The organism is Streptomyces sp. SCSIO 75703 (genome assembly GCF_036607905.1).
Taxonomy (GTDB): domain Bacteria; phylum Actinomycetota; class Actinomycetes; order Streptomycetales; family Streptomycetaceae; genus Streptomyces.
Map to the genome: position 1 here is coordinate 3,920,153 of NZ_CP144555.1, position 13,055 is coordinate 3,933,207.

The 13,055-nt window shown below is 73.5% G+C and carries 11 protein-coding genes; 5 read left to right on the plus strand and 6 right to left on the minus strand.

The window, feature by feature from the left end:
• Nucleotides 1-15: 15 nt before the first annotated feature.
• Nucleotides 16-702 (minus strand): pyridoxamine 5'-phosphate oxidase, encoded by a 687-nt coding sequence (gene pdxH, locus VM636_RS17250; RefSeq protein ID WP_030419427.1) that lies wholly within the window; start codon nucleotides 700-702, stop codon nucleotides 16-18.
• 304 nt (nucleotides 703-1,006) lie between these two features.
• On the opposite strand from pdxH, the gene VM636_RS17255 reads away from it, so the two are divergent.
• Nucleotides 1,007-2,107: a citrate synthase 2 gene (locus VM636_RS17255; protein WP_030419426.1), complete on the plus strand. Its 1,101-nt coding sequence runs from the start codon at nucleotides 1,007-1,009 to the stop codon at nucleotides 2,105-2,107.
• 461 nt (nucleotides 2,108-2,568) lie between these two features.
• On the plus strand, nucleotides 2,569-3,963 hold the full coding sequence (locus VM636_RS17260) for a PAS domain-containing protein (RefSeq protein WP_030419425.1): 1,395 nt from the start codon (nucleotides 2,569-2,571) through the stop codon (nucleotides 3,961-3,963).
• Nucleotides 3,964-4,083: 120 nt separating this feature from the next.
• Here VM636_RS17260 and VM636_RS17265 read toward each other — a convergent pair whose 3' ends face one another.
• Nucleotides 4,084-4,839 (minus strand): SIS domain-containing protein, encoded by a 756-nt coding sequence (locus VM636_RS17265; protein WP_030419424.1) that lies wholly within the window; start codon nucleotides 4,837-4,839, stop codon nucleotides 4,084-4,086.
• Nucleotides 4,840-5,039: 200 nt separating this feature from the next.
• Between VM636_RS17265 and VM636_RS17270 the strand changes: the two genes are divergently transcribed.
• Together VM636_RS17270 and VM636_RS17275 are read left to right on the plus strand one after the other, a co-directional pair.
• On the plus strand, nucleotides 5,040-5,732 hold the full coding sequence (locus tag VM636_RS17270) for a metal-dependent transcriptional regulator (RefSeq protein ID WP_030419423.1): 693 nt from the start codon (nucleotides 5,040-5,042) through the stop codon (nucleotides 5,730-5,732).
• A 561-nt stretch (nucleotides 5,733-6,293) separates the two neighbouring features.
• Nucleotides 6,294-7,172 carry an alpha/beta hydrolase gene (locus VM636_RS17275; protein ID WP_030419422.1) on the plus strand — a complete coding sequence of 293 codons (879 nt, stop codon included), beginning with the start codon at nucleotides 6,294-6,296 and terminating at the stop codon, nucleotides 7,170-7,172.
• Between the two features lie 299 nt (nucleotides 7,173-7,471).
• Here VM636_RS17275 and VM636_RS17280 read toward each other — a convergent pair whose 3' ends face one another.
• Entirely contained in the window at nucleotides 7,472-8,728 is a 1,257-nt protein-coding gene (locus tag VM636_RS17280; RefSeq protein ID WP_051821247.1) for an NADH:flavin oxidoreductase/NADH oxidase family protein, read from the minus strand.
• Nucleotides 8,725-9,747, minus strand: coding sequence for an NAD(P)-dependent alcohol dehydrogenase (locus VM636_RS17285; protein ID WP_037857778.1), 1,023 nt, complete (start codon nucleotides 9,745-9,747; stop codon nucleotides 8,725-8,727). The genes VM636_RS17280 and VM636_RS17285 overlap by 4 nt, the downstream gene beginning before the upstream one ends.
• A 174-nt stretch (nucleotides 9,748-9,921) precedes the next feature.
• Here VM636_RS17285 and VM636_RS17290 point away from each other — a divergent pair, with 174 nt between their 5' ends.
• On the plus strand, nucleotides 9,922-10,491 hold the full coding sequence (locus tag VM636_RS17290; RefSeq protein WP_030419419.1) for a TetR/AcrR family transcriptional regulator: 570 nt from the start codon (nucleotides 9,922-9,924) through the stop codon (nucleotides 10,489-10,491).
• A gap of 140 nt (nucleotides 10,492-10,631) precedes the next feature.
• Here the strand turns inward: VM636_RS17290 and VM636_RS17295 are convergent, their stop codons facing one another.
• A complete protein-coding gene (locus VM636_RS17295; protein ID WP_030419418.1) occupies nucleotides 10,632-12,260 on the minus strand; it encodes a hypothetical protein in 1,629 nt (542 codons plus the stop codon).
• On the minus strand, nucleotides 12,257-13,030 hold the full coding sequence (locus tag VM636_RS17300; RefSeq protein WP_030419417.1) for an ABC transporter ATP-binding protein: 774 nt from the start codon (nucleotides 13,028-13,030) through the stop codon (nucleotides 12,257-12,259). Before VM636_RS17300 ends, VM636_RS17295 begins: the two co-directional genes overlap by 4 nt.
• Nucleotides 13,031-13,055 lie beyond the last annotated feature (25 nt).

Genomic DNA, 13,055 nt, shown 5'->3' on the forward strand with positions numbered 1-13,055 from the left:
GCCGTCCCGCCGCGCTCAGGGGGCCAGCCGCTCCACGCGCCAGGCCCCGTCCGCCGCGGCCACGTAGCGCAGCCGGTCGTGCAGCCGGTTCTCCCGGCCCTGCCAGAATTCCACCGTCCACGGCACCACCCGGTACCCGCCCCAGTGCGGCGGCACCGGCACCTGCTCGCCCTCGGGGTAGCGGCCGGCCAGCTCGTCGTAGGCGGCGTCCAGCGCCGTGCGCCCCGCCACCACCGAGGACTGCTCGCTCGCCCACGCCCCGAGCTGGGAGCCGTGCGGCCGGGTCCGGAAGTAGGCGGCCGTCTCGTCCCGCCCGGTGCGCCGGGCCACCCCCGTGACGATGACCTGCCGGGCCATCGGGTGCCAGGGGAACAACAGCGAGACGTGCGGGTTCCCGGCCAGGTCCCGGCCCTTGCGGGAGCCGTAGTTGGTGTAGAAGACGAAGCCGCGCTCGTCGAAGTGCTTCAGCAGCACCGTGCGGGAGCTGGGGCGGCCCCCGGCGTCCGCCGTCGAGACCACCATGGCGTTCGGCTCGAACAGCCCGCCCTCGGTCGCGGCCTGGCGGAACCAGCGCGCGAACTGCTCGACGGGGGTGGCGGCCAGCTCGGTCTCGGAGAGCCCCTCCGCCCGGTACTGCTTGCGCATCGAGGCGAGATCGAAGGGGACGGCGTCGCGGTCGGTCACGCCGTCATCCTGCCCCATCCCGGGACGCCCCGGAGGCGGTCCGTCCCCCGCGGAACCGGCGGTCACCCACCGTGGTCGCGCGGGTGGGATCAGTCACCCTCGTGGCACTGAGTGCCGCACCCCCTCCCCAAAAGTGGCACTCAGGGATATCGTGCTGGTGCCGTTCGCGTTGGATGACCGCCGGCCGAACGGGGCATCACAGGAGTGACGAGGGAGCCGTGAGTCGCCTGGTGTGACAGCGGACCCACCGAGCGCCGGTCACACCCGCCGTCCGCTCACGCCACGCCTCTCCCCTCACGAACACGATCGAAGGAGCCGCCTGATGTCCGACTTCATACCCGGGCTTGAGGGAGTCGTCGCGTTCGAGACGGAGATCGCCGAACCCGACAAGGAAGGCGGCGCCCTGCGCTACCGCGGCGTCGACATCGAGGACCTCGTCGGACACGTCTCCTTCGGCAACGTATGGGGCCTGCTCGTCGACGGCGCCTTCAACCCCGGCCTGCCGCCCGCCGAGCCCTTCCCGCTCCCCGTCCACTCCGGCGACATCCGCGTCGACGTCCAGGCCGCGCTCGCCATGCTGGCTCCGGTCTGGGGCCTGAAACCGCTCCTGGACATCGATGCCGAGCAGGCCCGCAGCGACCTCTCCCGCGCCGCCGTGATGGCCCTGTCGTACGTCGCCCAGTCGGCCCGCGGCCAGGGCCTGCCGATGGTCCCGCAGGCCGAGATCGACAAGGCCCGCACCATCACCGAGCGCTTCATGATCCGCTGGCGTGGCGAGCCCGACCCCCGGCACGTGGCCGCGGTGGACGCCTACTGGACCTCCGCCGCCGAGCACGGCATGAACGCCTCCACCTTCACCGGCCGCGTCATCGCCTCCACCGGCGCCGACGTCGCCGCGGCCCTCTCCGGGGCGGTCGGCGCCATGTCCGGCCCGCTGCACGGCGGCGCCCCCTCCCGCGTCCTGCACATGATCGAGGAGATCGAGCGCACCGGGGACGCCGAGGGGTACGTCCGCAGGACCCTGGACGCCGGCGAGCGGCTCATGGGCTTCGGCCACCGGGTCTACCGCGCCGAGGACCCCCGCGCCCGCGTGCTGCGGCGCACCGCCCGCGAGCTGGGCGCCCCCCGCTTCGAGGTCGCCGAGGCCCTGGAGAAGGCGGCCCTGGCCGAGCTGCACAACCGCCGCCCCGACCGGGTCCTCGCCACCAACGTGGAGTTCTGGGCCGCGATCGTGCTGGACTTCGCCGAGGTCCCGGCGCACATGTTCACGTCCATGTTCACCTGCGCCCGCACGGCCGGCTGGTCGGCGCACATCCTGGAGCAGAAGCGCACCGGGCGCCTGGTCCGCCCCTCGGCCCGCTACGTCGGCCCCGGCCCCCGCGACCCCCGCGACGTCGAGGGCTACGCCGGCATCGCCGGCTGACCGCGCCCCCGGAACGCGGGCGACCCGCGAGTCTGGTTCCTCCCGGGGGAGGAGCCGGCCGGACGTACCGGCGACTCGCGGGTCGGGTGACTGCTGGAGACTGGGCCGGCCGCGCGCCTCGATCGCGCGCTGGTCCGGCACCGCAGCGTGTCGGTGGCGGACCGCTAGCCCGCAGCCACCTCACGCGTCCGGTTGTCGTACATCTGCCGAACCACCTCCCTTCTCGTGTACCTCACACCCTAGGAACCGTTCGGCCGTCCCTCAACGCCTTTTTCCGGGAACCCCGCCGGTGCCGCGTTCCGGAGGCGTATGCCGGGTTTCCGCGGGGCAACGATTTCCGCCTTCTTGCGGGAACAGGATGTGTGCTGCATCACGTTCGAGTTGAATGAAGGCCAGTAATGAATGAGAGCCAGTGACGACACGACGTACCGCGCGGCGGACGCAGCCTGCAGGGGGTCCAGGTGAGTGCTTCCCGGCGTAGTGGGACCACCGACGAGCTGGGGCCGGACGAGCCCGAGCGGGTCGGCGCGGATCTGCTCGCGGCGCTCCTCGACGGCATGGACGCGGCGCTGTGCGCCTTCGACGCGGACGGCGTCGTCACCCACTGGAACCGCGAGGCCGAGCGCGTCCTCGGCTGGAGCGCCGAGGAGGCCGTCGGCCGGCAGGGTTTCGCCGGCTGGGCGGTGCGCAGCGCCGACGCGGGCGAGGTGGAGGAGCGGCTGCTCTCCGCGATGCGGGCGCCCGGCCGCCAGGTGCACGAGTTCGCCCTGCTCACCAAGGACGGCGGACGGGTGCTGGTGCGTACCCAGTCGGCCGCCGTCCGCGGCCCCGACGGACGGCCCGCGGGGGTGTACTGCGCCTTCAGCGAGGTCCACGCCCAGATCGACCTGGAACGCTCGATCGCGCTGAGCGAGGCCCTGCTGGACGAGGCGGGCTGGGGCGTCGTCCTCGTCGACGTCGACCTGCGCCCCGCCGTGGTCAACGCGCACGCGGCCCGCGCGCTCGGCGCCGGCCGCACCTCCGTCCTCGGCCGCCCCCTCGGCGACCTGCTCTCCCAGGGCGTGGAGGAACTGGAGAACGCGCTCACCCACGTGCTGGCCGAGGGCGCCCCGCCCGCCCCCGCCGAGATGTGGGTGACGGTGCGCGGACCCGAGGGCGAGCGGCGCCGGTGCTGGCGCAGCGGCTTCGTCCGGCTCGCCTCGCCGCTCGCCGAAGAACCGGTTCCGCTCGGCGTGGGCTGGCTGTTCCAGGACGTCACCGACGCCAAACGGGCCGAGCAGGAGGCCGCCCTGCTGCGCTTCCGCGCCAACCAGCTCCACCGGGCGGGCCGGGCCGCGGCCGAGTGCGAGGACCCGGCGGAGGCGGCCACCGTCCACCTCGACTTCGCGCTGGCCGGATTCGCCGACCACGCCCTCATCGACCGGGTGGCCGGCGGGCCCCTGCGGGACGGTGAGCAGGACCGGCCGGTGCGGCTGGTCCGGGTGGTCACCACCCCCTCCGGCACCCCGGCCCCCGGCGTGCCGCCGGCGTCGGCCGGGCTCCCGGTCCGCTATCCCGACGGGCACCCGGCGCTCCAGTGCGTGGAGCGGGCGGGCTCGGTCAGGGCCGGCGCGGGCTCCGGCGGCGGCAGGGAGGCGGTGTCGGCGGAACGGGCCCGGGAGTGGGCGGCGGCCCGGCAGTGGCCCGGGGACGCGGTGCACGCCCTGTGCGTGGTGCTGCGCAGCCGGGGCCGCACGCTCGGCGTCGTCACCTTCCTGCGCGGGGCTGGCCGCAGCGCCTTCGAACGCCCCGACGCGGTCTACGCCGAGGACGTCGCCGTCCGCATCGCCACGCTCCTGGACCTGTCGGGCACGTGAGGGACCGGCCGGAAGAGCGGCGGTCCGTGTGGCCCGTACGCACCGGCCCGGAGGCCGCCTGCCCCGCGGCGCGGGCGCGGGGCCGGCCGTCACCGGGCCCCGCGACGGGGCGCGCGCCGCTCACCTGCGGTAGAAGATCCGGTCCCCGTACCGGTCCAGCACGCGGTCGTTCCATTCGAGGCCGCCGTCGACGTTGCCGGAGCGCAGCAGCGGGGGCTCGACGCCGCGTTCGGCGAGGACGGCGGCGGCGGTCGCCACCATCGCCTGCATGAGGGCCGAGGTCACGACGGTGGAGGCGGGCGCGAACGGCGCCGGGACGGTGTCGAGGCTCAGCTCCGCGTCCCCGACGGCGATCTTGGAGTCCAGGACGACGTCGCAGTGGTCCTTGAGGAACGTGCCGGAGGAGTGCCGCGACACCGTCTCCGAGGCGTACGCCACCGAGGTCACGCCGATCACCCGGACCCCCGCGGCGCGGGCGCCGAGCGCCATCTCGACGGGCAGCGCGTTGCGCCCGGACAGGGAGACGATCACCAGGGCGTCGCCCGCGCGGAGCGGGGAGGCGTCCAGGACCGCCGAGGCCAGTCCGTCGACCCGCTCCAGGGCGGAGCCGAGCGTGGCCGGCATCACGTCGACGCCGACGACCCCGGGCACGGCGAGCAGGTTCATCAGGGCGAGCCCGCCGGCGCGGTAGACCACGTCCTGGGCGGCGAGGGAGGAGTGCCCGGCGCCGAAGGCGAAGAGCCTGCCGCCCGTCTGGACGGTGTCGGCGAGCAGCGTGCCGGCTGTCTCGACGGCGTCCGCCTCCTCCTCGCGCACCCGTTGCAGCAGCCCGATCGCCGCGTCGAGGAACTGGCCGGCCGGCTTGCGGTCGCTCATGCGGAGCCCCTTCGGTGTGCCTGCGTCGCGGATCACCGTGCGGTCTGGACCAGTACGGTGTCAACACGGCCGCCGGGCCCGGGCGGTCCGCGGCTTTTCACAGCGCGGCCCGGTTGTCGGTGGTATGCGTCAGAATTGAATCCAGGGCCAGCGCACACGCCGGGGCCGCGGCTCCCGGAAGATCTCATCAAGGGGCACGTATGTCCGGACTGATCGACACCACGGAGATGTACCTCCGCACCATTCTGGAGCTGGAGGAGGAAGGTGTGGTCCCCATGCGCGCCCGGATCGCCGAGCGGCTCGACCAGAGCGGCCCGACGGTGAGCCAGACGGTGGCGCGCATGGAGCGGGACGGGCTGGTGTCCGTCGCCGCCGACCGGCATCTGGAGCTGACGGAGGAGGGCCGTCGGCTGGCCACGCGCGTGATGCGCAAGCACCGGCTCGCGGAGTGCCTGCTCGTCGACGTGATCGGCCTGGAGTGGGAGCAGGTGCACGCCGAGGCGTGCCGCTGGGAGCACGTGATGAGCGAGGCCGTCGAGCGCCGCGTGCTGGAGCTGCTGCGCCACCCGACCGAGTCCCCCTACGGCAACCCGATCCCGGGCCTGGAGGAGCTGGGCGAGCCGGACGGCGCCGACCCCTTCCTGGACGAGGGCATGGTCTCGCTGGCCGACCTCGACCCCGGGACCGACGGCAAGACGGTCGTCGTGCGCCGGATCGGCGAGCCGATCCAGACGGACGCGCAGCTCATGTACACGCTGCGCCGGGCGGGTGTGCAGCCCGGTTCGGTGGTGAGCGTGACCGAGTCGGCCGGCGGGGTGCTGGTGGGCAGCGGCGGTGAGGCGGCCGAGCTGGCGGCGGACGTCGCCTCGCACGTGTTCGTCGCCAAGCGCTGACCCGGGCCGTCCCGCGGCCCGCGCGCCGTCGTCCGGTGGCCGGTCCGCGGCACCGGGCGGATCGCGTCGAATCCCGGATTCCCGTGCCGAACGGCAGCGCCCGGCCGGTTCGCGTGCCACGCTGTCGCATGAGGCATATGACATGAGGGCTCGGGGCCGGGCCCCCGGCGGTGGCGCCGGGCGGGCCTGGGGGAGGGGGCGGGACGTGTCGGAGAGACGGAGAAGGCCCCGGCGCCGTGTGGCGCCGGGGCCTGTCCTCCCCTGTGTCGACCCGGAGCCCCGAGCTCTCAGGGTCGTTCCCCTCGGACCGTTTTCCCCGAGCGGTCCGCCTCCCGGTGGAGATCTCCCCTCGGTGACGGCGATCAATCCCTGACGGTGTCACTCGATGGAGGGGTGTTGCCCGACGGGACGGCATTTTCGAATGGACATTCGATACTCTGCGGAGGTCGTCCGGACGTCGGGCCGGACGGCACGGCACGGCAGGCAGGACACGGTGCACAGGACCGGCCGGCCCGGGTGGGGCGGTACCGGTGCGAGCGGAGCTTGGGGGTGCCAGGACGGATGGCGCGGCGCATCGACGTGACCGGCGCGGGCGGCGTACGCCTCGCCGCCTGGGAGTTCGGGGACCCGCCCAAGGCCGACGCGGACCCCCCGCGGGACGGGCCCGGCGGGCTGCCGGGGGTGCTGTTACTGCACGGGCTGATGGGGCGGGCCTCGCACTGGGCCCCCACCGCGCGCTGGCTCTCCGCGCGGTACCGGGCCGTCGCCCTCGACCAGCGCGGCCACGGCCGCAGCGACAAGCCGCCCCGGGCCGCGTACACGCGTGAGGCGTACATCGGGGACGTCGAGGCCACCCTGGAGCAGCTCCGCCTCGGCCCGGCCGTCCTCATCGGCCACGCCATGGGCGCGCTGACCGCCTGGCAGCTCGCCGCCAAGCGGCCCGACCTCGTCCGCGGACTGGTCGTCTGCGACATGCGGGCCTCGGCGCTCGGCGCCGCCTCCCAGCAGGAGTGGACCGAGTGGTTCGCCACCTGGCCGGTGCCCTTCGCCTCCCTCGCCGACGTGCGCAAGTGGTTCGGCGGGGACGATCCGCGGGTGGAGCGGCCCAACCCGGCCCGGGGCGAGTTCTTCGCCGAGGTGATGGCCGAGTCCCCCGACGGCTGGCGGCCCGTCTTCGAGCCGGAGCAGATGCTCCGCTCCCGGGAGACCTGGGTCTACGACGCCCACTGGGAGGAGCTGGCCCAGGTGCGCTGCCCGACCCTGGTCGTGCGCGGCCTCGACGGTGAGCTGGGCCGGGCCGAGGCCCAGGAGATGGTCCGCGTCCTGCCACACGGCCGGTACGCGGAGGTGGCCGACGCGGGCCACTTCGTCCACTACGACCAGCCGGAGGCATGGCGCTCGGCCATAACCCCCTTCCTGGACGGCCTCCGCCACCCCTGACCCGGCCGCCGGGGCCTCCCGGCCCGACGGGGCCGCGCCTCGCCCCCGGCAGACACCGCGCCCTGCCGCGAGGGGCGCCGCTTTGGCCGAGGGGCGAGGAGGGCCCCGGTGGGCCGGAGCCCGCCCCGCGGGGCCTGTGCCCGGCGTGGGCGTAGCCCGGCTGACCCGCCGCTCCGCCACGATCCGGAGCACCGGGCAACGGCGACTCCTCGCCCCACTCCTGCCCAGGTCACCACATGCCGGCACCGACCGAAGGACCAATCTGTGACAACGAACAGCCACGCGGCGGGCCGGACGTCTTACAGTGCCGCCGATCGCTCCCGACGGTAGCGGCGAACCGCGCGGGATCGCCGGTATCGGTCAACGATGAGGGCGGCGGCCGGGGCGAGCGTCGGTCTTGAACGGCCGCGGCCGAGATCATGCAGCCGCGAGGTGATGCTCGCCTGTACCGCTGCCGCGCGAAGGGATGTGGACCGCAGGGAGGAGCGGGGGGCCGGGACCTCGCCGTCCTCGCCCGCGAGCCAGCGCAGGGGGGCGTCGGGCTGTTGCGCGAGCGCAGTCGCGACACCGACGAGAGAGAACCCGCGCGCTGTCACGTCCTCTGCGACCCGTGCCCGTCGGATCCCGCCGGTGAGCATGAGGGGAATCGAAGCGTCCGCGACGAGCTCTCCGGCGAGCTCGAGGAAGTAGGCCTCGCGCTCCAGGGTGCGCTCGTCTGCCGGGTGACCGGCCGTGGCGAGCGACTCGACGCTCCCGCCGGACAGCTCGACGAAGTCGACACTGTCGCCGAGCCACTCGATGACGTGGTGCGCGTCTTCGAGGTCGAAGCCGCCACGCTGGAAATCTGCCGAGTTGAGCTTGACGGCGACGCCGAAACCCGGTGACACGCGCGCGCGGACAGCCGCGACGACGTCGAGGAGCAGCCTGGCACGGTTGCGGAGGGAGCCTCCCCACTGGTCGGTCCGCTTGTTGACCAGCGGGGAGAGGAACTGGGCGAGCAGGTATCCATGCGCGGAGTGGATCTCGACACCGGCGAATCCCGCCTGGTCCGCGAGCTCCGCCGTGACCGCGAACCGCTCCACGGTGTCCCGGATGTCGCTCGCTGTCATCGGCTCCGGTGCCGGAAAGAGCTTCGAGAGCGGGCCGATGTCCACGGGCACCGCCGAGGGCGCCAGTGCTCGCGAACCGGTGTCCCGCTGGACGACTCTGCCCGGGTGGTTGATCTGCATCCAGAACGAGCTCGTCTCCGCGGCCGCCGCCCACTCCCGGAAGGGCGCGAGGTCGCTGGTGGCGTCCAGGACGATGTCGGCCGGCTGTGCGACGGCCGACCGGTCGACCATGACGTGTCCCGTCAGCATCATTCCCACACCGCCCCTGTCCCAGGTGCGGTAGAGCGTCACGAGCCGGGCGTCGGGATGGCCGCCCCTGCCCGCGAGTTGCTCCTCCATCGCCGCCTTCACGAGACGGTTGGGAAGAGTGATGCCGCAGGGTAGCCGGAGGGGGGAGGCGAAGCCCGGAGCAGCGGCCCGTTCGCGGTCCTGGAACCGGGATGTCATCGCTGGAGCACCAGCTTTCCGGTGACGCGTCCCGTGCGGCTCTCGTCGACTGCCGCGTTCACGCCCTCCAGCGTCAGGGGGAAGGAACGAGAGATGCGAACGCGGACCCGGCTACCTTCGATCAGCTCGTTCACACGCCGCAGAAGGGTCCCGGAAGCCTTGAGGAAGACGGGAACGTACCTTGTTCCCCGCGGACCCGCGCCGCGGACCCTGCGAGCGGTGATCGTCGTCAGGAGCCGGGCCGCGGAGGCGGGTGTGACCACGCCGTCCTCGTCGCGTGCGATGGTCACGAACCGTCCTCCCGGACGCAGGACCCGCCGCGCCTGCGTCCACTGCTCGCGTCCGCCGACGCAGTCGACCACCACGTCGAACGAGTCCGCGCCGAAGCGGGCCGCCACATCGGTCGCGTTCCTGTCGATGACCTGGTCCGCCCCCAGGGACCGCACGAATTCCTGGTTGCGTGCGCCGGCGACACCGAGTACGAAGGCCCCGGCCGCACGTGCCATCTGGACGGCGAAGTGGCCGACGCCTCCGGATGCCCCGATCACCGCGACACGGGTTCCGGCCGTGACCCGGCCGCGGTCGAGGCAGGTCATCGCTGTCTGCGCCGCGAGCGGGACCGCGGCGGATTCGGCGAAGTCCAGCCCTGCCGGTGCGTGGGCGAGCAGCCGCGAGTGCACATTGACGTACACCGAGGCGCCGCCTCCGCCGACCTCGTTGTCGGCGTGTACTCGGTCACCCACGCGGAACGAGGTGACCTGATCCCCGACCGCGGTGACGACACCGGCAAGGTCGAACAGCGGCGTGAACGGGAAGCGGCGGCGGGTGACGAGGCGCCGGTTCCCCTCGATCATCTGCCAGTCGATGGGGTTGACCGCTGCCGCCCGGACGTGAACCTGCACCTCCTGGGGTCCTGGAGCGCGGACGGGAACCGCCTCCGACAGTGCGAGCACGTCACGAACCGCTCCGTAGCGGCTCTGCACGATCGCTTGCTGGGTGTGTGGCACTGAGGAAGTCATCGAGGAGCTCCTTCAAGGGAACCGGCCTGCGGGACGGTGCGGGAGGAGGTGGGCGGCGCGCGCAGGGGCGAGCCCGCGTTCCGGACCGCTCGGACAGATATTGGACGGGCAGTTCATTAATGTACTGCATGTTCAATAGTGGTCGCCCGGATCGAGAAGGGTTATCCTCCTGGGGTGGCAAAGTCGTCCGGTGGGCCCAGAGATCCGCGTGTGGCGCGCACGCGGCGCGACGTCATCAGAGCGAGCGCCGCGTCACTGCTGGAGGAAGGCTGGGAGGCGACGACGCACGCCGAGGTCGCCCGGAGGGCCGGGTACTCGAAGGCGACCATCTACACGCACTGGCCCACCTCCGTCGATCTCATGCGGGATGCGATCGCCTCCATCTGCGAGGACACGACCCATCCGCCGGCCAACGGAAATCTCCATGAAGACCTCCATGACTCGCTGAGCGCGCTTGCGCTGACGCTGTCAGAAGGCCGGTACGACCGGTTGATGGCAGGCGTCATCGAACGCGCCGGCCACGACGAAGGCGCGCGAGACCTGCGGGACCGCCTGTACGAGACCGCCACGACCGGAGTCCGGGGCGTCCTCGCTGCGCATCTCCAGCCCGACGACGTCGAGCCCTGCCTCGCCATGCTCGTCGGCGCGATCCTCGTCCGAGCGACCTACGAGGGCGAAACGGTGACCTCCGCGTTCATCGCCGACATCATCGATCGCGCTCTCGACCGCACCGCACCCGGCTGAAACGCCTGGCCAGGCGGACGGCCGGTGAGTCCGACCCGGTCGGGGCCTGTATCGGGCCACGCGTGTGGGGTGTGACGGGCCCCGCCCCGGTGGGGGCCCACGGCGGGGTGCGGCGGAGCCGCCGGGGGGTCGGCCGCCCGTCAGCCCTTGCTGACCGCCGCGAGGATCTCCGGGAGGCGGGCCGCCGTGCGGGGCGCCGCCATGCGCAGGCCGAGCAGGGTCAGCGCGCCGCCGTAGGCCGCGCCCGCCGGCAGCAGCAGCCAGCGCCAGCTCTCGCCGGCCGCGCTCACGTTCAGCCAGATCGTGGCCGCGATGACCGGCGCGCAGAGCAGGGCCGCGCCGACCATGCCGCCCACGATGGAGATCCAGGCCAGTCCGACCTGACCGGGGGCGACGTTCTTGAACCCCTCCTGCGGGATGGAGTAAGGGAAGCGTGCCGAGGTCCACGCGCCGGTCGCCAGCATCGCGCCGAGCAGCGCGAAGGAGAGCCCCAGCGCGGGCGGCAGCGCGGCCCAGTCGCCCAGCATCGCCGTCGTCACGACGGTGACCAGGGTGGCGTACGGCAGGGTCACCAGCAGCAGCGCCAGCGCCCGGCCGCGCAGTTCCACGTAGGCGTCCCGGGACGAGGAGATCGTGATCGCCACCAGCCAGAAGGCGGACGTGTCCTGGCCGAACTGGTTGTACATCTGGATGCCGAGCATCCCGGCGGCGAAGCAGGAGAAGTACACGGAGCCGGTGCCCTGCCAGGCGTTGAAGACCGGCACGATGAGACCGATCGCCAGCGCCGTCACCCAGGCCGACTTGGTCTTCGGGTCGCGCCACACGTAGCGCAGGGTGCGCTCCATGGTGGTGCCGGTCCGCCCGGCCGGCAGCCACCGGGCGAGCCCCGCCGAGCCGCGCTCGCGGGCCGGCCGGTCGTCCGCGGCGGCCAGCGTCGAACCGTCCGGCGAGGTCATCAGCCGGGTCAGGTGGCGCGACCACACCCACAGCAGCAGCACCAGCGCCGCCGCGGTCAGCGCGAGCTGGGCCAGCGCGGTCCCGTACCGCCCTTCGCTCGCCGCGGCCACCGCGCCGACCGCGGTGCCCGGCGGCACCCAGCGCAGCACGTCCGCGGCCGGTTCGAGCTGGGCCAGACCGCCGGTGCCGAGGCGCTGCGCCCCGAAGTTGACCAGTTGCGCGCCGACCGCGACGACCAGACCGCTGAGCACCGCGAGGTCGCGGCCCTTGCGGCTGGTCAGCAGCCGGGTGTTGGCGGCGGCCACGGTGCGGGCCAGGGTCACGCAGACCAGCACCGCGAGGACCACGCCGATCACGCCGACGACGAACGCGGCGGCGCCGTGCGCGAGGGCGACCACCGAACCGGCGAAGACGCAGAGCGTGAAGAGCGGCCCGATGCCGACCAGCGAGGAGACCAGCAGGGCCCGCACCAGCGGCTGGGGCCGCAGCGGCAGCATCACCAGCCGGGTCGGGTCCAGCGTCTCGTCGCCGCTGCTGAAGAAGAGCGGCATCACCGCCCAGCCCAGCGCCAGTACCGCTGCCATCAGCACGATCAGCGCGTCCGCGTGGGCGTGTCCGCGCAGCGCGATCAGGCCGAGGGTCTGGAGCGCGGTGAAGAGCAGGACCACGACCGCCGAGGCGATCCAGGCGGCCTTGCGCCCGCCGGACTGCCGCAGTCCGTTGCGGAGCAGCGACAGCTTGAGCCGGATCAGGACGGGGGTGAGGGACGCGGCGGTGGGGAGCGCGGCGCGCGGCGCGGTCGCCGTGGTCATCGGACGCCGCCGCCCAGCCAGTCGAGGTCGGAACCGGCGTCCCGGCCGCCCGCGCCGACCAGTTCGAGGAACGCCTGCTGGAGCGAGGGGGCGTCGCCGCGCACCTCGGCCAGCGGCCCGGTGGCGCGGATGCGGCCGGCGGCCATCACCGCCACCCAGTCGCACAGCGACTCCACCAGCTCCATCACGTGCGAGGAGAAGACGACGGTGGCGCCGGAGGCGGTGTAGCGCTCCAGGACGCCGCGGATGGTCTGCGCGGAGACCGGGTCGACGCCCTCGAAGGGCTCGTCCAGGAACAGCACCTCGGGGTTGTGCAGCAGCGCCGCCGCCAGGCCGATCTTCTTGCGCATGCCGGTCGAGTAGTCCACGACCAGCTTGTGCTGGGAGCCGGCCAGGTCGAGGACGTCCAGAAGCTGGCCGGCGCGCTTGTCGACCTCGGCGCCGGGCAGTCCGCGCAACCGGCCGGAGTAGGCGAGCAGTTCCCGTCCGGAGAGCCGCTCGAAGAGCCGCAGCCCCTCCGGCAGCACCCCGATCCGCGCCTTCACCTCGACCGGGTCGCGCCACACGTCGTGGCCGACCACCTCGACGGAGCCCTGGTCGGGCCGGAGCAGCCCGGTGACCATGGAGAGTGTCGTCGTCTTCCCGGCCCCGTTCGGCCCGACCAGGCCGATGAACCTGCCCGCGGGCAGATCGAGGTCCACCCCGGCCACCGCGACCTGCTGACCGAACCGCTTCCACAGTCCCCGTACCCGTACGGCGCTCTCGCCCACCGTGCACTCCCTCCGTCACAGGCAC